Raw genomic sequence first — 18,627 nt, 5'->3', positions numbered from 1 at the left:
TGATCAACTCGCAGCGATGCTGAGACGAGGCTGTAGCAATGCGGGGCGTCGGGGTCTTACGGTGACCCGTATGAGTGATCCCGCCGCGATATCGGTACAGCGGTTCTGGCAGGGGCTTGGGCTGCCCGGACTGATCGATGTGCATACCCACTTCATGCCTCAGCGCGTACTGGACAAGGTCTGGGCGTACTTCGACGCGGTCGAGCCGCTTGTCGGCATCCCCTGGCACATCACCTACCGCGAGGAGGAGGACGAACGGCTCGCCGTACTTCGGGGGTTCGGGGTACGGGCCTTCACCGCGATGATCTATCCGCACAAGCCGGACATGGCGGCGTGGCTGAACGACTGGGGGGCCGGCTTCGCGGCCCGTACGCCCGACTGTCTGCACACGGCGACCTTCTTCCCGGAGCCGGGCGCGGAGCGGTATGTGCGCACGGCGCTGGAGGGCGGGGCGCGGGTGTTCAAGGCTCATGTGCAGGTGGGGGCGTACGACCCGGGCGACGCGCTGCTCGATCCGGTGTGGGGGCTGCTCGCCGAGAGCGGCACGCCGGTCGTCATCCACTGCGGTTCGGGGCCCGCGCCCGGCAAGCACACCGGGCCGGAGCCGGTGGCGCGGGTGCTGGCCCGTCATCCCCGGCTACGGCTGATCATCGCCCATATGGGGATGCCGGAGTACACGGACTTCCTGGAGCTGGCGGAGCGGTACCCGGAAGTGCACCTGGATACGACGATGGCCTTCACCGACTTCACCGAGCAGAACTGGCCGTTTCCACGGGCCGAGTGGGGGCGGTTGGCGGCTGTGGGGGACCGGGTGCTGTTCGGGAGCGACTTTCCCAATATCCCGTACGGGTACGGGCACGCGCTGGAGGCGCTGACGCGGGTGGGCCAGGACGAGGAGTGGCTGCGCGGGGTCTGTTACGGGAACGCGGCGCGCCTGTTCGGTCTGTGAGCGTACGGACCCCCGGGCGCGCGGCCCGGGGGTCCGTAGGGCGGAAGTCAGTTCCCGTGCAACGGAAGGGCCGGGGCCAGGGCGCGCCACTCCGCCCGGGGGATGGCGCCCCGGGGGTCCGCCGTCACCACCTGGACCGCCAAGTGGTCCGCGCCCGCGGCCAGGAAGGTGTCGACGCGGCGGCGGATCGCCTCCTCGTCGCCCAAGGCGAAGACGGACGAGATGAGGTGGTCACTGCCGCCGTTCGCGAAGTCCTTCTCCTCGAAGCCCAACCGGAGCAGATTGTTGGTGTAGTTGGGCAATGCGAGGTAAAAGGACAGATAGTGGCGGGCCGTGGCACGGGCGCGGTCGAGGTCCGTGTCGAGGACGACCTTGAGCTCGGGGGCGAGGACGGCCTCGTCGCCGAGGATCTCCCGCGCGGAGGCGGTGAATTCGGGCGTGACGAGATACGGATGCGCCCCGGCCGCACGGTCGCGGGCCAGCTTCAGCATCTTCGGGCCGAGGGCGGCCAGCACCCGGCGGGACGCGGGGACCGGGGTGGGGGCGGAGTCCAGCGCGGTGAGGTAGTCCTGCATCGCCGAATAGGGCCGTGCGTACCGGTCGACGAGCTTGCTGTGGCTCACCCCGAGGCCCAGCACGAAGCGGCCGTCGTGGACCGCGTCGATGGCGGCGAACCGCTCGGCCACATAGGTCGCCTCATGGTCCCAGATGCTGAGGATGCCGGTCGCGACGCCGATCCGGGAGGTCGCGTCCAGCAGGAAGCCGGCCTCGTCCGGTGCGGGGCTGCCGCCGAGCCAGATGGCGCCGTACCCGAGCGCGTCGAGTTCGGCCGCCGCCTCCCTGACCTCCGCGTGTCTCGCGGGATCGGTCGAGCGGAGCGCCGCGGTCCAGATGCCGATCGTGCCTAGTGCGGAATGAGAAGCCATACGATGGTAACCGGTGGATCTTTTCGTTTATTCCCTTGTCGGTGGGCGTATTCCCTCGCCGGCGGCCGTACTGCCTTGCCGGTGGCCGTACTGCCTGCGGTGGCCGTATTTCCTCGCCGAGCCCGTCCCGTGACACCCCCTTCACTCCCCGCACAGGATTCTCAGGCTATTCACAGGTAGCCGAAAGGGAGCTCTCAGACCGCGGCCGGAAGGTGAGCAGCATGATGGCGACCTCGCCCCATGGGCGTACCGAGCTGCTGCGGCCCGACGGGAGCCCCGTCCGGGTGCTGGTGGTGGACGATGAGTCGGCGCTCGCCGACCTTCTGTCGATGGCACTGCGCTACGAGGGCTGGGAGGTGCGCACCGCGGGAGACGGCGCCGAGGCGATACGGACGACCCGCGAGCTGCGGCCGGACGCCGTCGTCCTGGACATCATGCTGCCCGATATGGACGGGCTCACGGTGCTCGGGCGGCTGCGCCGCGAGCTGCCGGACGTACCGGTGCTGTTCCTGACCGCGCGGGACGCGGTCGAGGACCGGATCGCCGGGCTGACGGCGGGCGGCGACGACTACGTCACCAAGCCCTTCAGCTTGGAGGAGGTCGTCGCCCGGCTGCGCGGACTGCTGCGCAGGTCGGGGGCGGCGGCCGCGCGCAGCGAATCGGTGCTGGCCGTCGGGGATCTGGTGCTGGACGAGGACAGCCATGAGGTGTCGCGCGCGGGCCAGGAGATCCACCTCACCGCGACCGAGTTCGAGCTGCTGCGCTATCTGATGCGCAACCCGCGCCGGGTGCTCAGCAAGGCGCAGATTCTCGACCGGGTGTGGAGTTACGACTTCGGCGGCCAGGCCAACGTCGTGGAGCTCTATATCTCGTATCTGCGGCGCAAGATCGACGCGGGGCGCAGCCCGATGATCCACACCCGGCGTGGCGCCGGGTATCTGATCAAGCCCGGGGAGTAGCCACCGTGGCGCACCCGGCCCCGCCGAACCCGTCGTCCCAGGGGCGCGCGCATGCCCGGCGCGCTCAGTGCGCCACGCGCCGCCCCTGGTCGCTGCGCACCCGTCTGGTCGTCTCGGCGGTGGCGCTGATCGCGGTGGTGTGCTCGGTGATCGGCACGGTCACGACCATCGCCCTGCAGTCGTATCTCCAGGGCCAGGTGGACAGCGACCTGCGCTCGTCCGTCGGGCGCTTCCTGAGCAAGCCGGACGGGGAGAGCCGGCGGCGCACCGACGTTCTCTTCGTCGCGTCGCCCGGCCAGCCCATCGGCACGGTCGGGGCGCGCTACGGGCAGGACGGCTCCATCACCAGGTCGGGCAAGAGCAACGACTCGCCCATGACGTCGGACCTGGACCCCGAGGACCGGGTGGACCCCCTGACCAACGGGCAGCTGAAGACGCTCGCGGCCGTCCCGCGGGACCGTCAGGTGCATACCGTCGGCCTGCCCGGCCTCGGCAGCTACCGCGTCGTCACCCAGTGGGACCGGGTGGAGGGCGGGATCATCCTCGCCTCCCCGCTCAGCCAGACCCAGCGGACCGTCAACGCCCTGATCCTGGTCGAGGTCTGTGTGGCAGCCGCCGGACTGGTCGCCGCCGGGATCGCCGGTGCCGCGATGGTCGGCATCTCGCTGCGCCCGCTGCGCCGGGTGGCCGCGACCGCGACCCGGGTCGCCGAACTCCCCCTGCACAGCGGTGAGGTGGCGCTGCGTGAGCGGGTTCCGCCGTCCGAGGCCGATCCGCGCACCGAGGTCGGCCAGGTCGGGGCGGCGCTCAACCGGATGCTCGGCCATGTGGAGTCGGCGCTCGCGGCCCGTCAGGAGAGCGAGACGCGGGTGCGGCAGTTCGTCGCCGACGCCAGCCATGAGCTGCGGACGCCGCTCGCCTCGATCCGCGGTTACGCCGAGCTGACCCGGCGTGGCCGCGAGGAGATCGGGCCGGACACCCGGCATGCCCTCGGCCGGGTCGAGTCCGAGGCCGGCCGGATGACCGGTCTTGTCGAGGACTTGCTGCTGCTGGCCCGGCTCGACGCGGGCCGGCCCCTGGAGTGCGCGGAAGTGGATCTCTCACCGCTCGTCGTCGACGCGGTCAGCGATGCGCGGGCGGTCGGCTCCGACCACGAGTGGCGGCTGGAGCTGCCCGATGAACCCGCGCTCGTATACGGCGACGACGCCCGGCTGCGCCAGGTGCTCGTCAACCTCCTCGCCAACGCCCGTACGCACACCCCGGCCGGAACGATCGTCACGGCGCGCGTGCTGTGGGGCGGGCCGCAGGCGTCGCCGTACCCCACGCCGTATCCGGCGCCCCACGGGTTCTCCTACGGCCCGGCGGCGTACGGCCCGGCGCCAGGGTCCGCGTCGGCTTCCGCCTCCGCCTCCGCCTCCGGTTGCGGTTCCGGTTCCGGCTCCGGCTCCGGTTCCCGTTCCGCGGCCTCGCCCTACGCGGCGCCGTACGGATCGCCGTACGTCATGGCGTACGGCGCCCGCACCGGCTCCTTCGGACCCCCGCAGCCGCCCTCGTACCTCTCGCTGGAGATCGAGGACGACGGACCGGGCATCCCGCCCGATCTGCTGCCGCATGTCTTCGAACGGTTCGCGCGCGGTGACGCCTCGCGTTCCCGCGCCGCTGGCAGCACCGGACTGGGCCTTGCCATCGTGCACGCGGTCGTGGCCGCGCACGACGGCAAGGTGACGGTGGACAGCGTTCCGGGGCGCACCGTCTTCGGCGTTCATCTGCCTGTTCACCGGTCCGTAACGCACTCACAGGCAGGCCACAGGCTGACCACACAGCGGTGACAGCGCCGCTCGCGAGTGTCGGCCTCATGCGAACCGACACCCCTCTCGAGGCGCCGCCCGAGACATCCCTGCAGACCTTGGCCGCGCGCCGGCATGTCGCGGTCGACCGCGGCCGTCCGGTGCTCGACGTCGTGGTTCCCGTCCACAACGAGGAGGCGGACCTCGAGCGGTGCGTGCGACGGCTGCACGACCATCTGGCCCGTACGTTCCCCTACCGGTTCCGGATCACCATCGCGGACAACGCCAGTACGGACCGCACGCCCGACGTCGCGGCCTCTCTCGACGACGCGCTCGAGGAGGTGACGGCGGTCCGGCTGGAGCAGAAGGGCCGCGGCCGGGCGCTGCGCACCGTGTGGTCGCTGTCCGAGGCGCCCGTGCTCGCCTATATGGACGTCGATCTGTCCACCGATCTCAACGCGCTGCTGCCGCTGGTGGCGCCGCTGATCTCCGGTCACTCGGACCTGGCGATCGGGTCGCGGCTGGCGCGCAGCTCGCGCGTGGTGCGCGGCCCCAAGCGGGAGTTCATCTCGCGCGCGTACAACCTGATTCTGCGCTCCAGTCTGGCCACCCGCTTCTCCGACGCCCAGTGCGGCTTCAAGGCGATCCGTAAGGATGTCGCCGAGCGGCTGCTGCCGCTGGTCGAGGACACCGGGTGGTTCTTCGATACCGAGATGCTGGTGCTGGCCGAGCGGGCGGGCCTGCGCATCCACGAGGTGCCGGTGGACTGGGTCGACGACCCGAACAGCACGGTGCACATCGTGCTGACGGCTACCGATGACCTCAAGGGCGTCTGGCGGGTGGGGCGCGCGCTGGCGACCGGTGCGCTGCCGCTGGACCGGGTGCGCCGCCCGTTCGGGGACGATCCGCGCGACCGCGAGCTGAGCGGAGTGCCGGGCGGGCTGGCCCGTCAGCTCGTCGGGTTCTGTGTGGTCGGCGCGCTGAGCACGCTCGTCTATCTGCTGCTCTACACGCTCTTCCGGCTCGGTACGGGTCCGCAGGTGGCCAACGCGCCGGCGCTGCTGCTGTCGGCGCTCGGCAACACCGCGGCCAACCGGAGGCTCACCTTCGGCGTACGTGGACGGGACCGCGCGGTGCGCCACCAGGCGCAGGGCCTGGTCGTCTTCGGCATCGGCCTCGCGCTGACCAGCGGCTCCCTGGCCGCCCTCGACACCGCCCCCGGCACCCCCTCGCACGGCACCGAACTGGCCGTGCTGATCGCGGCGAACCTCGCCGCGACCGTTCTGCGCTTCCTGCTCTTCCGGGCCTGGGTCTTCCCGTCGGACAGCGGGGCCACCACCGACGACAATCCGAGGAACACCCGATGACCACCTACGACCACGGCACCCGGGAAGCCGGACCGCCGCCCCCGACGCCCCCCATGCCCCCGGCCGCGCACCACGCGGTGGGGCCGCGGGCCCCCAGTGGCTCGCGGCCGGCGCGGGCGTGGCGGGGCCGGCCGGAGGACCCGCGCTGGGCGCGCCCCGCGCTGTGGGCGCTGCTGGCCGTGACCACGGTGCTCTATCTGTGGAGCCTGGGCGCGTCCGGCTACGCCAACCAGTTCTACTCGGCCGCGGTGCAGGCGGGCAGCGAGAGCTGGAAGGCGTTCTTCTTCGGCTCCTCCGACGCCGCCAACTCCATCACCGTCGACAAGCCCCCGGCCGCGCTGTGGCCGATGACGCTGTCGGTGCGGCTCTTCGGCCTCTCCTCGTGGGCGGTCCTCGTCCCCGAGGCGCTGATGGGTGTGGCGACGGTCGGGGTGCTGTACGCGGCCGTACGGCGCAGGTTCAGCGCGGCCGCCGGGCTTATCGCGGGCGCGGTGCTCGCGGTCACCCCGGTCGCGGCGCTGATGTTCCGCTTCAACAACCCCGACGCGCTGCTGTGTCTGCTGATGGTCTCGGCGGTCTACTGCGTGCTGCGCGCGCTGGAGGACTCGCGGACCACGTGGCTGGTATCGGCCGGCGTCTGCTTCGGCCTCGGCTTTCTCACCAAGACGCTGCAGGCGTGGCTGATCCTGCCGCCGCTCGCGATCATGTACGCGGTGTGCGCCCCGGGCAAGCTCGGCAAGCGGATCGGCCAACTGCTGCTCGCGGGGCTCGCGATGGTGGTCTCCGGCGGTTGGTGGGTCGCGATCGTCGAGCTGTGGCCGGCGTCCTCGCGGCCGTACATCGGCGGCTCGCAGAACAACAGCTTCCTGGAGCTGACCTTCGGCTACAACGGTCTCGGCCGGATCAACGGCAATGAGACCGGCAGCGTCGGCGGCGGCGGTCCGCGTGGCGGTGGCGGTGGCGGGGGCATGTGGGGCGAGACCGGTATCGGCCGGCTCTTCAGCTCCGACATGGGCGGTCAGATCGCCTGGCTGCTGCCCGCGGCGTTCATCCTGCTGGCGGCCGGGATCTGGCTGACCTGGAAGGCCAAGCGGACGGATCCCCAGCGCGCGGCGTTCCTGGTGTGGGGCGGGGCGCTGCTGATGACCTTCGTGACCTTCAGCTTTATGTCCGGGATCTTCCACCAGTACTACAACATCGCCCTCGCCCCGTATATCGCGGCGATCGCGGGCATGGGCACGGCGCTGCTGTGGGAGCGGCGGTCGAGCGTGGTGGCCGCCTCGGTGGTGCTCGCCGTCACGGTGGCGACCACGGCCATCTGGTCGTACGTGCTGCTGGGCCGGTCGGCGGACTGGCATCCGTGGCTGCGCTGGGCGGTGCTGATCGCCGGGCTCGCGGCGGCGGTCGGGTTGCTGCCGGCGGCGCGGCTGGGCCGGACGCCGGCCCTGGGCGTGGCGGGGCTCGGCCTCGCGGCGGCGTTGGCCGGGCCGGTCGCGTACTCGCTCAACACGGTCGACACCCCGCACGGCGGCTCGATCGTGACGGCCGGTCCCGTGGTCTCGGGCGGTATGGGCGGACCCGGCGGTGGCGGCCGTCCCGGCGGCGGCCGGATGGGCGGCCCGCCGGGGATGCAGAACGGACAGCAGGGCCGGCAGGGCCAGGGCAATCAGCAGGGCATGCCGGACGGCGGTACGGGCGGCGGCCAGCCAGGCGGTCAGCAGGGCGGCCAGAACGGCGCCTTCCCCGGCGGCGCCTTCCCGGGCGGCGGCCAATCCCAGCGGAACGGCAACGCCCAGGGCCAGAAGAGCAACGGCAACGGCAACGGCGCCCAGGCCCAGGGCACTCCGCAGGGCATGATGCCCGGCGGTATGGGCGAAGGCGGTCGGCGTGGCAGGGACGGCGGCGGTATGGGCGGGCTGCTGGGCGGCCGGCAGGTCAACGCCACGGTGAAGGCGAAGCTGGAGAAGAACTCCGGCGACTACACCTGGGTCGCGGCGGCGATCGGCTCGCAGAACGCCGCGAGCTATCAGCTCGCCACCGAGAGGCCCGTGATGGCCATCGGCGGCTTCAACGGCAGTGACCCGTCCCCGACGCTCGCCCAGTTCAAGGAGTATGTGAAGCAGGGCAAGATCCACTACTTCCTCTCCTCGGGCACTGGCATGGGCGGCGGTCCCGGCGGCGGCAGCAAGGGCACGTCCTCCAAGATCACCTCTTGGATCGAGGCGAACCACAAGAAGGTCACCGTGGGCAACACCACTCTCTACGACCTCACACAGAAGGCGGAGGCGTCCTCGAAGGCGTCGAAGGGGTAATTCCCTGTACGTCGTAAAACAATGCTTGTACGGTGTATGGCGAACGCGTAGCCATACGCCGTACAAGCGTCCCTGGAGACCTCCATGCCGGCCTCGACCGCCGATACCGCTCCCGCCGCCCCGCCCGATCGGCCGGTGGGCGGCCACCCCCAGCGCTGGCTGATCCTCGCCGTCATCTGCCTGGCTCAGCTCACCGTGTTGCTCGACAACACGATCCTCAATGTCGCGGTCCCCTCCCTCTCCCGGGAGATGGACACGCGCACCGCCGACATCCAGTGGATGATCAACGCCTATTCGCTGGTCCAGTCCGGACTCCTGCTCACCGCGGGCAGCGCCGCCGACCGCTACGGGCGTAAGAAGATGCTGGTCGCCGGGCTCGCCCTGTTCGGCGTGGGATCGTTCACCGCGTCGATGGCGCAAGGGCCCGGTCAGCTGATCGCCGCCCGCGCGGGCATGGGGATCGGCGGGGCGCTGCTGATGACCACGACGCTCGCCGTGGTGGTGCAGGTCTTCGACGAGGCCGAGCGGACCCGGGCCATCGGGCTGTGGGGTGCGGTCAGCTCCCTCGGCTTCGCAGCCGGTCCGCTGATCGGCGGATCGCTGCTGGAGCACTTCTGGTGGGGGTCGATCTTCCTGATCAATATCCCCGTCGCGCTGGTCGGCCTCGCCGCCGTCGTCTGGCTGGTGCCGGAGTCCAGGAATCCGACGGGTGACCGACCCGATCTGCTCGGTGCGCTGCTCTCCACTGTCGGCATGACCGGAATCGTCTTCGCGATCATCTCCGGGCCCGAGCACGGCTGGAGCTCGACCCGCGTCCTGCTGTCGGCCTTCGTCGGCGTCGTCGTGCTGACCGGCTTCGCGCTGTGGGAGCGTCATATCCCGTACCCGATGCTGGATATGCACTTCTTCCGCAACCGCCGGTTCGTGGGCGCGGTCGCGGGTGGCATCCTCGTGGCCTTCGGCATGGGCGGCTCGCTCTTCCTCCTCACCCAGCATCTGCAGTTCGTGCTCGGCTATGACGCGTTGGGCGCGGGGCTGCGCACCGCGCCGCTCGCGCTGGTGATCGTCGTGCTCAATCTCTCCGGTGTCGGCGCGCGGCTGCTTCCGAAGCTCGGCCCTCCGCTGACGATCGTCACCGGGATGGGGCTGCTCGCGGCCGGTCTCGCCGCCATCGCGACGCTCGGTGCGCACAGCTATGGCGGGATGCTGATCGGGCTGGTGGTGATGGGGATGGGGATCGCCTTCGCCATGCCCGCGATGGCGACCGCCATCATGTCGGCCATCCCCCCGGATAAGGCGGGCGTGGGCGCGGGGGTCAACGGCACCCTCACCGAATTCGGCAACGGGCTCGGTGTCGCCGTACTCGGCGCGGTGCTGAACTCGCGGTTCGCCTCGCTGCTGCCCTCGGCCGCCGCCGGGGCGGGCTCGCTTCCGGCCGCCGTCGCCGCGGCCCGTACCCCCGAGGACCGGGCGGCCGTGGCGGACGCCTTCGCCTCGGGCGTCGAAACAAGCCAGCTGGTCGGCGCGGTGGCCGTACTGGCGGGCGGGGTGCTGGCCGCGCTGCTGCTCAGCCGGGCCGAACGATCTTCAAAGACGGCCCCGGCGGCATAGCATCGGACATGTATGACCCGCTGCGTACTGTGTCCCCAGGTACGTGGCGTCAGCGCATCGGAGAAAGAGAGCGCGCCATGGCAACCGGCAGCCGTGTCATCCGTCCGCGGTCCAGTGTCTGGCTCTCCGAGCGCAAGGCCCCCAAGCGCAAGGCCGATCAGCAGCCGGTCGGGCTCGACCATGTGAAGATCGTCGCGGCGACGGTCCGGCTGCTGGACGCCGAGGGCCTCTCGGGGTTCTCGATGCGGCGGCTCGCGGCGGAGCTCGGGGTCACCGCCATGTCGGTCTACTGGTACGTGGAGACCAAGGACCATCTGCTCGAACTCGCCCTCGATGCCGCCATGGGGGAGATCGCGCTGCCCAGGGAGGCCGTCGGGCCGGTCGAGGGCCATGAGCATCCGGGGGACGAGCCACGGGACTGGCGCGAGCAGCTGCGCCAACTCGCCTCCGAATACCGGCAGGCACTGGTCCGACACCCCTGGCTGCCCGCCCTGCTGGGCGAGTACCTCAATATCGGGCCCAACTCGATGGCGTTCTCCAATGCCGCCCAGGGGGTGATGCGCAACAGCGGTCTGCCGATGGACAAGCTGCCCAGCGCGCTCTCCCTCGTCTACCAGTTCGTCTATGGCTTCAGCACCATCGAAGGCCGCTTCGCCGCGCGCTGCCGGGCGGCGGGCGTCACCCAGGACGAGATGTTCAACGACGTGATGAGCATGGTCGACGACCGGCCGGAGTTCGAGGACTCACGGCAGATCATGGAGGCCCGCGGCGGCGACACGGTCGAGGAGATGCGCGACCGGGACTTCACCTTCGCGCTGGACTGCGCGATCGCCGGGATCGAGGCCCTGCGGGACGCTGCCCGGGAGGGCTGAGCCGGGGCGCCCGCGTCCCCGCGTCACCGGGCGAGGACCGTCAGGCCCGCCCCTCAGACCCCTCAGGGCCTGAGGCTCCTCCAGGCCCTCAGCCCGCGGGAATCTCCTCGCCCTGCACCGCCTGACCCCCTTGAATTGCTTGAATGGCCAGCTCCACGCGCAGCGTGGTGCCGATCGCCGCGATACCGGCCGCGACCACCTGGTTGTAGTGCATCGCGAAGTCCTCCCGGCGCAGCTCCGCGGTGGCCCGGAAGGCCGCCCGCACCCCGCCCCACGGGTCGGGGCCGGTGCCCAGATAGGTCAGATCCAGATCCACATCCCGGACGACGCCGTGCATCGACAGCTCCCCGTGCACCGTCCACCGGTCCGCGCCGGCCGCGCTCAGATGCGAGCTCTGGTAGCTCAGCACCGGGTACTGCTCGATGTTGAGGAAGTCGGGCGACTTCAGATGGCCGTCCCGCATGCCGTTTCCGGTGTCGATGCTGGCCGCCTGGATCACCGCCTCGACCCTCGACTTCTCGATGTCCTCGGCGATCTCGATCCGCCCGCCGAACTCCGTGAACCGGCCGTACACGCTGGAGATCCCCAGATGCTGCGCGACCGCGGCCACCGTCGAATGCGCCGGGTCGAGCGTCCACACCCCGGGCGGGGGCAGCTCCACACCGCCCTGCCGGGCCAGCACCAGTGTGCCCAGCTCGGCGCGCCCGGAGGCCGTGACGATCGCCGTCGACGCGACGGGCGCATAGCCGACCGCGGTGGCGATGACCGTGTACGGACCGGCCGGCAGCGGCTCCTCGGTCCGCACGGAACCGTCCTCGGCGGCCTGCGCGCGCAGCACCTGGGCGCCCGTCATATCCGTGACGGTCAGCACCGCGTGCTGGACCGCCCATCCGTCGCGGGTGCGGATCCGGGCCCGCAGCCCCGCTCCCCCGCCTGCTCCTGCTCCTGTGGTCGTCATGCCGCCTCTCGCTCCCGCTCCCGTGTTGCTTGGCCTTCCGCGCCGGACCCGGCGGCGGTGTGAGGCCGTCCCCTGCCTTGAATACACCGCCGCCGGGCCCGGGGTTCCAGTCCGGCGGGATTCCGCCGTCCCGGTCCGGGCCGGGGCGCGTCTCCGCTCGTCGCGCGCCCCGGCCCGGAGTCCGTCAGTCGCCCGGGTGGGCGAGCTCGACGTCGTGGCCGTCGACTCCGTGCCCGGAGACCGTCAGCGCGCCCGCGACCGGCGGGTAGCCGCTCGCGATGACCGTGTACTCGCCCGCGTCCAGGTCGGTGAAGGCGTACGCCCCGTCCTCCCCGGTGGTGGCGGTGGCGACCACGTTCCCGGCCGCGTCCACGAGGGTGACCCGCGCGTCCGGCAGCGGCCGCCGGCCGGCGCCCGCCCGTACCGTGCCCTGCACCTGGGCGCCCGCCCGCAGCGCTATCTCGAGCCGGGTCAGGCCCTGGGCGCCGACCTCGACGGGCAGCGCGGCGGGCCGGAAGCCGGGTGCGTTGACCGCGACCGTGAAGGTCCCGGCGATCAGTTCCTCGAAGCTGAAGTCGCCCTTCTCCCCGGTCTTCCCGGTGGCCAGGACCTCGCCCCGCACATCGGTGACCACGACCATCGCCGCGTCGACCGGCTCGCCGTCGGCGGCGCCGCGCACGGTGCCGACCAGACCGCTGGTGGCCGACAGGACGATGTCGAAGCCGAGCGGCTCGTCACCGACCACGATGGTGGACGCCTGCGGCTGGTGGCCGTCGGCTGCCGCGATCAGGACGTACGAGCCGGAGCCCGGCGCGTCCAGGGCGTACGAGCCGTCGGGGTGCGCCACCGAACGGCCCAGCTGGCGCCCGGCGAGCGAGATCAGCGTCACCGCGGCGCGGGGGACGGCGCCGCCGTCTCCGTTCCGCACGAAGCCGTGCACACCCTGCCGGTGCGGAAGGTCCGGGCCGTCGCCACCTGCGGAGGCGAACGCCGCCAGACGCTGCGGGGCGGTGGCCGCGGCGGTGCCGTCGGCGTCCGGCTCGTGCACATCGGCGGCCGGAGCGCCCACCAACGCGGGCTCGAGGTCCGTGACCTGGCCGGTGGCGGCCGAGGACTCCACCGTGTCCGCCGGGGCGGACGCGGCCTCGGTGGGCGCGCCGTTCGCGGCGGCCTGCTGGGTGCCGGAGTTGGTCTTCAGCGCGACCTCCTTGATGAACAGGGTGATCAGGAAGGCGAGCAGCGCGGCCGGCGCGGCGTACAGGAAGACGTCCGCGACACCGTGCCCGTAGGCGCTCTCCACGATCGTGCGGAACGGCGCGGGGAGCTTGTCCAGGTCGGGGATGCCACCGCCGCCGGTGCCGCCGTGGCCCAGCGCGGCGCCCTTGGGGCCGAGCTCGGCCACGCCCTCCTTGACGTAGTGGGTGACCCGGTTGCCGAGCACCGCGCCGAGCGCCGAGACGCCGACCGCACCGCCCAGGGACCGGAAGAAGGTGACGACGGCGCTGGCCGCGCCGAGGTCCTGCGGGGCGACCTGGTTCTGGGTGGCGAGCACCAGGTTCTGCATCATCATGCCGATGCCCAGGCCCATGAGCGCCATATAGACGGCCAGGTGCCAGTACGGGGTGTCGTACCGCATGGTGCTGAGCAGTCCGAGCCCCGCGGTCAGCAGCGCACCGCCGCTGACCAGCCACATCTTCCAGCGGCCGGTCTTGGTGATGATCTGGCCGGAGACCGTCGAGGAGATGAACAGGCCGCCGATCATCGGGATGGTCATGATGCCGGACATCGTCGGCGACTTGCCGCGCGCCAGCTGGAAGTACTGGCTGAAGAAGACGGTCCCGGCGAACATCGCGACACCGACGAAGAGTGATGCCAGCGAGGCCAGAGTGATCGTCTTGTTGCGGAACAGCCGCAGCGGGATGATCGGCTCGCTCGCCTTGGACTCGATCAGGAGGAAGAGCAAGACGAGGACGATCGAGCCGCCGACCATCGCAGAGGTCTGCCACGAGATCCAGTCGTACTTGTCGCCGGCGAAGGTCACCCAGATCAGCAGCAGCGAGACGGCGGCGCTGACGAAGAAGGCGCCCGCCCAGTCGACCTTGACGTCCCGCTTCACGACCGGGAGCTTCAGGGTCTTCTGCAGCACGATCAGCGCGATGATGGCGAACGGCACGCCGACGTAGAAGCACCAGCGCCAGCCCAGCCAGTCGGTGTCGGTGATCACACCGCCGATCAGCGGGCCGCCGACGGTCGCGACGGCGAAGGTCGCGCCGAGGTAGCCGCTGTAACGGCCGCGCTCACGCGGCGAGATCATCGCGGCCATGACGATCTGGGCGAGGGCGGACAGACCGCCGACGCCGACGCCCTGGACGACGCGGCAGGCGATCAGCATGCCGGCGTTCTGAGACAGGCCGGCGACGACCGAGCCCGAGACGTAGATCAGCAGGGCGACCTGGACCAGCAGCTTCTTGCTGAAGAGATCGGAGAGCTTGCCCCACAGCGGGGTGGCGGCCGTCATGGACAGCAGGGCGGCGGTGACGACCCAGGTGTACGAGGACTGGCTGCCATGGAGGTCGGCGATGATCTCGGGGAGCGCGTTCGAGACGATCGTCGACGACAGGATCGCGACGAACATCCCGAGCAGCAGCCCGGAGAGCGCCTCCATGATCTGCCGGTGGGTCATCGGCGCCGAGGAGTCGGCGCCTTGGCCGTGGTGGCCCTGGTGTCCTCCTCCGCCGTGCTTGGCGTGGGCGGGGTGCCCCGCGGGTCCCCGCACACCGCCGTCCGGTGTGGTCGTTGCCATGAAGTTCCTTATCATTGCGAAGGTGTACGGGTGGTGCTCTCCACCTGGTGCGGCAGAGCCCGGGAACGGGTGTCCCCGAAGCCGGCCCGCAGCCGGGCGAGAAGTTCATTGAGACGGTCGACGTCCTCGTCGGACCAGTCGCTCAGACAGTTCGCGAGCGCGTTTGTATAGCGCTCGGACACCTGCCTGAGCAGCTTTTCTCCACTGGGGTTGATGCTCAGCAGCCGCGAGCGCCGGTCGAGTGGATCGGCCTTGCGGTCCACCCAGCCGCGCTCGGCGACATGGGCCACATGGCGGCTGGTCACCGACATATCGATGTCGAGCAGCTCGGCGAGTTTGCTCATGCGCATCTCGCCATAGCGGTCCAGGAGCATCAGCACGATGGCGGCGCCGGCGGGGCAGTCGGTCGGCAGGACCCGGCCCAGGCCGCGCTTGACGGTGCCGATGGCGCTGAGCTGCCGGGCCAGCTCCTCATAGTGGCTCTGGGTGGCCACGGCACCTCCCAGGGGGGGCGATCAGTTGCTTAGGGCAACCATAGAAGAAGTTAGTTGCTACAGGCAAATGAAAGGGTGATCTGGGCGGCAAATTGCCGTTAAAGACTCGTCCTCTTGTCGGTCAAGCGAGATCGGGAGAGACGTGAGGGACTGCATGGACCCGGGGGTGTCCCGGATTCCGCTTGTTCGCTAGGGTCGTGGGCCATGGCGAACAACCCCCAGAACCCCAACGGCGGTCACGACCCGGCCGGCTCCACTCAGATGTTCCGCGCCTTCGTCGACGAGGGCGTACAGCAGCCGCAGCCGGCTGCCCCGTCGAGCGGCGGTTCGCGCCTCGGCGTGATCGTCGGTGTGATCGCGGCGGTCGTCATCGTCGCCGCGGTGGCCTGGCTGGCGCTGGGCTGAGCCTGAGCCCGCAGGTCCCGGCCTGAGCCGAAGGGTCCGGGGGGTCGGGCCCTTACGGCTTCCAGATGACCGAGACGTCCCGCGTCTGGATGTGCATGCCCAGCGGTAGCCGCCAGTACTTCCTTCGACTCCAACGTCGCCCAGTCGATGCCGAGCGCGTCGATGACATGCGTCCCCGAAGGTGACGGTGCCTGAGGTGACGGGCGCGTCACCGGTGTTGCGGAACTCCACGGTCACCTTCTCGCACCAGCGTTCACCGGCCGCCGCGCGCTCGGGGTCGCCGACCTCCAGTACGGCCGGTCCGGTGGGCGTCGTGGGTGTTGTGGGCGCGGAGGGCGGGGGAGGCGTGGAGCCGGAGGGCGTGGACCCGTCGGTCTCGTCGTCGTCCGTACTGCGGCCGGGGGCGCCGGAGCCGCTCCGGCCGCCGCCCGGGACCGTGCTGCCCGTCCCGTCCGCCCTGCTGGTGCCGCCCGTGGCGGTCGTGCCCTCCGTAGTACGGCCGCCGGCGCGTGCCGAGGCCGAGGGCTCGCGCGATGCCCCTCCGTCCCGGGCGGTGGAAGGCCGGCGGCCGGCCGTGCCGGCCTTGCCCTGCTCGTCGCTACGCTCGCCGTCCTGGTCCAGCGGCACCAGATCCACGCCGTCCGTCGGCGGGACGGCCTTCGCCGTCCGCCCGTCGTCGGGTCCGGCCGCCCCGGCCGCGACATAGCCGTCACCGCCCCCGCCGCAGCCGCTGAGCAGCGCCCCCAGGCACAGCAAGACCGCCGAGGAGGCGATTGCCGTGCCCCGGCGGCCCGTTGTCCGGCTCCCCGCCTGTCGCATCGGGCCAATGTGGCTGAACGGCCCGTCAGCTGTACAGGGAGCCGGTGTGGTGGATCAGTCGGCGATGAGCCCCTCGCGCAGCTGGGCCAGCGTCCGGGTCAGCAGCCGGGAGACATGCATCTGGGAGATCCCGACCTCCTCGCCGATTTGCGACTGCGTCATATTGGCGAAGAAGCGGAGCATGATGATCTGGCGCTCGCGCGGCGGCAGTTTGGCGAGCAGCGGCTTGAGCGACTCGCGGTACTCCACGCCCTCCAGTGCGCTGTCCTCGTACCCGAGCCGGTCCGCGAGCGACCCCTCGCCGCCGTCGTCCTCGGGGGACGGCGAGTCCAGCGAGCTGGCGGTGTAGGCGTTGCCCACCGCGAGCCCGTCGACCACGTCCTCCTCGGAGACGCCGAGTGCCGTGGCGAGTTCGGGGACGGTCGGGGAGCGGTCGAGCTTCTGGGACAGCTCGTCACTGGTCTTCGTCAGCGCCAGCCGCAGCTCCTGCAGCCGCCGCGGCACCCGTACCGACCAGCTGGTGTCACGGAAGAACCGCTTGATCTCGCCCACGACGGTCGGCATCGCGAACGTCGGGAACTCGACGCCCCGTTCGCAGTCGAAGCGGTCGATCGCCTTGATCAGGCCGATGGTGCCGACCTGGACGATGTCCTCCATCGGCTCGTTCCGGCTGCGGAAGCGGGCCGCCGCGTAGCGGACGAGCGGGAGGTTCAGCTCGATGAGGGTGTCACGTACATAGCTGCTCTCCACGCTGTCCTTGTCGAGCGCGGCGAGCCGCAGGAACAGGGAGCGGGAGAGGGTGCGGGTGTCGATGGCGTCGCAGTCGTCAGGCACGTGCGGTGCGTCGTTGGTGAGCACCTTCGAGCTGCCCAGTTCTACGGACATGCCACCCCCTTGAGGTCGCGGACGGATCTCAGCTGCGCGCTTCACGTCCAACGCAGCCTCCCCCTGAATACCGGAGGTGGAGCCACGGCAAACGCGGTTCCTGCAGAATGTCACATGTCGGCAACACGCTGTAGCGCCAAGTCGACATTACTGCCCCGAGGCGGCGGGGCGGGGGTCCCTCGTCAGAATTAGGACTCGATCCGGTTTGCGGATCTCAGTCTGGCGAAGCTCCGGGACAGCAGCCGGGAGACATGCATCTGCGAGACGCCGAGCTCGGCGCTGATCTGGGATTGGGTCAGATTGCTGTAGTAACGGAGCAAAAGGATGCGCTGCTCACGTTCGGGCAGTTGTACGAGCAGGTGGCGCACCAGATCGCGGTGCTCGACTCCGGCCAGCGCCGGGTCCTCGTAGCCGAGCCGGTCGACCAGCCCCGGCAGCCCGTCGCCCTCCTGGGCGGCCTCCAGGGAAGTGGCGTGATAGGAGCGCCCGGCCTCGATGCAGGCCAGCACCTCGTCCTCGCTGAGCTTCAGCCGCTCGGCGATCTCGGCCGTTGTGGGGGACCGTCCGTGCAGCACCGTCAGATCCTCGGTCGCGCCGTTGACCTGCACCCATAGCTCATGCAGCCGGCGCGGCACATGCACGGTGCGGACGTTGTCGCGGAAGTAGCGCTTGATCTCGCCGACGACGGTCGGCATCGCGAAGGTCGGGAACTGTACGCCGCGCTCCGGGTCGAACCGGTCGATCGCGTTGATCAGGCCGATCGTGCCGACCTGGATCACGTCCTCCATCGGCTCGTTGCGGCTGCGGAAGCGGGCCGCGGCGTACCGGACCAGCGGCAGATTGGCCTCGATCAGCGCGGCGCGCACCCGTGCGTGCTCGGGGGTGCCGGGGACGAGGTCGGACAGCTCGGCGAAGAGCACCTGGGTGAGCGCTCTGGCGTCAGCCCCGCGGCTTCTGCCGCTCTCGCTGCCGCCATCGTCCTGGGGCGGGGTTTTGGGCGCGGTACGGGCCGACACGGTCACGCCACCCCTTCACGATGTACTTACCAGGCAAAGCGGTCATAGCATCACAAGACATGTGCACTGTGTGCAAGCACCGCTTTACTACGTGTTGGTAGTGAAATTGCCGCATAGAGGCCCGAATGTGACCGTGAAGCCGCCCATGAGGGCCCAAAAGGACTCGGAGGGGGTAGTCGGCGATCACCCAGGTGGCCAACGGCCGGCGACCGGGGGAACGGGCGTGCGGGAGCTACTTGATCAGCTCACCCATGAACTCGCCGACGCTCTTGGCGGCGTCCGATATGCCCTCGAAACCTATCTGGACGAGATCGGCCGCCCGCGCCGGGGTTTTGATGATCGTGTACAGCACGAAGACGATGAGCATATAGAGCGCGATTTTCTTCGCCTGTGCCATCCCGTACTGCCCTTTCAGCGGTCCCCTGTGCAGTCGCGTGAGTCTATCCACACCACTGGAACATCAG

16 protein-coding genes are annotated in these 18,627 nt (G+C 70.6%); 9 read left to right on the top strand and 7 right to left on the bottom strand.

Translation table 11 applies throughout. From position 1 onward, the window contains the following. The first annotated feature begins 70 nt into the window (after positions 1 to 70). Positions 71 to 949 carry an amidohydrolase family protein gene (locus ABZS71_RS10285; protein ID WP_355849865.1) on the top strand — a complete coding sequence of 293 codons (879 nt, stop codon included), beginning with the start codon at positions 71 to 73 and terminating at the stop codon, positions 947 to 949. A 47-nt stretch (positions 950 to 996) separates the two neighbouring features. Here ABZS71_RS10285 and ABZS71_RS10280 read toward each other — a convergent pair whose 3' ends face one another. Further along, complete coding sequence (locus ABZS71_RS10280) at positions 997 to 1,875, bottom strand: LLM class F420-dependent oxidoreductase (RefSeq protein ID WP_356208777.1); 879 nt, start codon at positions 1,873 to 1,875, stop codon at positions 997 to 999. 221 nt (positions 1,876 to 2,096) lie between these two features. Here ABZS71_RS10280 and ABZS71_RS10275 point away from each other — a divergent pair, with 221 nt between their 5' ends. The 6 genes from ABZS71_RS10275 to ABZS71_RS10250 all read left to right on the top strand — a co-directional run bounded on the left by ABZS71_RS10275 (position 2,097) and on the right by ABZS71_RS10250 (position 10,783). Further along, positions 2,097 to 2,834, top strand: a complete 738-nt coding sequence (locus tag ABZS71_RS10275; protein ID WP_356208775.1) for a response regulator transcription factor — start codon at positions 2,097 to 2,099, stop codon at positions 2,832 to 2,834. A 92-nt stretch (positions 2,835 to 2,926) separates the two neighbouring features. Beyond that, positions 2,927 to 4,663, top strand: coding sequence for a HAMP domain-containing sensor histidine kinase (locus ABZS71_RS10270; RefSeq protein WP_356208858.1), 1,737 nt, complete (start codon positions 2,927 to 2,929; stop codon positions 4,661 to 4,663). Positions 4,664 to 4,689: 26 nt separating this feature from the next. Continuing rightward, complete coding sequence (locus ABZS71_RS10265) at positions 4,690 to 5,988, top strand: bifunctional glycosyltransferase family 2/GtrA family protein (protein WP_356208773.1); 1,299 nt, start codon at positions 4,690 to 4,692, stop codon at positions 5,986 to 5,988. 53 nt (positions 5,989 to 6,041) lie between these two features. After that, positions 6,042 to 8,300 carry a glycosyltransferase family 39 protein gene (locus ABZS71_RS10260; protein WP_356208857.1) on the top strand — a complete coding sequence of 753 codons (2,259 nt, stop codon included), beginning with the start codon at positions 6,042 to 6,044 and terminating at the stop codon, positions 8,298 to 8,300. An 84-nt stretch (positions 8,301 to 8,384) separates the two neighbouring features. Continuing rightward, positions 8,385 to 9,911: an MFS transporter gene (locus tag ABZS71_RS10255; protein ID WP_356208772.1), complete on the top strand. Its 1,527-nt coding sequence runs from the start codon at positions 8,385 to 8,387 to the stop codon at positions 9,909 to 9,911. Positions 9,912 to 9,988: 77 nt separating this feature from the next. Next, positions 9,989 to 10,783, top strand: a complete 795-nt coding sequence (locus ABZS71_RS10250; protein WP_356208770.1) for a TetR/AcrR family transcriptional regulator — start codon at positions 9,989 to 9,991, stop codon at positions 10,781 to 10,783. 88 nt (positions 10,784 to 10,871) lie between these two features. On the opposite strand, the gene ABZS71_RS10245 is transcribed toward ABZS71_RS10250, so the two are convergent. The 3 genes from ABZS71_RS10245 to ABZS71_RS10235 form a co-directional block, all read right to left on the bottom strand. Then, complete coding sequence (locus ABZS71_RS10245; RefSeq protein ID WP_356208768.1) at positions 10,872 to 11,741, bottom strand: YceI family protein; 870 nt, start codon at positions 11,739 to 11,741, stop codon at positions 10,872 to 10,874. Between the two features lie 184 nt (positions 11,742 to 11,925). Beyond that, positions 11,926 to 14,544, bottom strand: coding sequence for an MFS transporter (locus ABZS71_RS10240; RefSeq protein ID WP_356208767.1), 2,619 nt, complete (start codon positions 14,542 to 14,544; stop codon positions 11,926 to 11,928). Between the two features lie 11 nt (positions 14,545 to 14,555). Next, positions 14,556 to 15,038: a MarR family transcriptional regulator gene (locus tag ABZS71_RS10235; protein WP_356208766.1), complete on the bottom strand. Its 483-nt coding sequence runs from the start codon at positions 15,036 to 15,038 to the stop codon at positions 14,556 to 14,558. A 204-nt stretch (positions 15,039 to 15,242) separates the two neighbouring features. On the opposite strand from ABZS71_RS10235, the gene ABZS71_RS10230 reads away from it, so the two are divergent. Continuing rightward, the gene (locus ABZS71_RS10230) at positions 15,243 to 15,443 is read left to right on the top strand and encodes a hypothetical protein (RefSeq protein ID WP_355849838.1); all 201 of its coding nucleotides are present in this window, start codon (positions 15,243 to 15,245) and stop codon (positions 15,441 to 15,443) included. A 187-nt stretch (positions 15,444 to 15,630) separates the two neighbouring features. Then, positions 15,631 to 16,149, top strand: a complete 519-nt coding sequence (locus tag ABZS71_RS10225) for a hypothetical protein (RefSeq protein WP_356208764.1) — start codon at positions 15,631 to 15,633, stop codon at positions 16,147 to 16,149. A gap of 167 nt (positions 16,150 to 16,316) precedes the next feature. Here ABZS71_RS10225 and ABZS71_RS10220 read toward each other — a convergent pair whose 3' ends face one another. From ABZS71_RS10220 to ABZS71_RS10210, 3 genes are all read right to left on the bottom strand, one after another. Beyond that, complete coding sequence (locus tag ABZS71_RS10220; protein ID WP_355849833.1) at positions 16,317 to 17,147, bottom strand: RNA polymerase sigma factor SigF; 831 nt, start codon at positions 17,145 to 17,147, stop codon at positions 16,317 to 16,319. Between the two features lie 188 nt (positions 17,148 to 17,335). Then, positions 17,336 to 18,169: an RNA polymerase sigma factor SigF gene (locus ABZS71_RS10215; RefSeq protein WP_355849830.1), complete on the bottom strand. Its 834-nt coding sequence runs from the start codon at positions 18,167 to 18,169 to the stop codon at positions 17,336 to 17,338. Between the two features lie 226 nt (positions 18,170 to 18,395). After that, positions 18,396 to 18,560 (bottom strand): hypothetical protein, encoded by a 165-nt coding sequence (locus tag ABZS71_RS10210; RefSeq protein WP_356208763.1) that lies wholly within the window; start codon positions 18,558 to 18,560, stop codon positions 18,396 to 18,398. Positions 18,561 to 18,627: the final 67 nt, after the last annotated feature.

The sequence above is a fragment of the Streptomyces sp. NPDC005393 genome (assembly GCF_040606675.1).
Classification (GTDB): Bacteria; Actinomycetota; Actinomycetes; order Streptomycetales; family Streptomycetaceae; genus Streptomyces.
The sequence above is the reverse complement of the archived record's forward strand: the minus strand, read 5'-3'. Positions and strand labels throughout refer to the sequence as shown.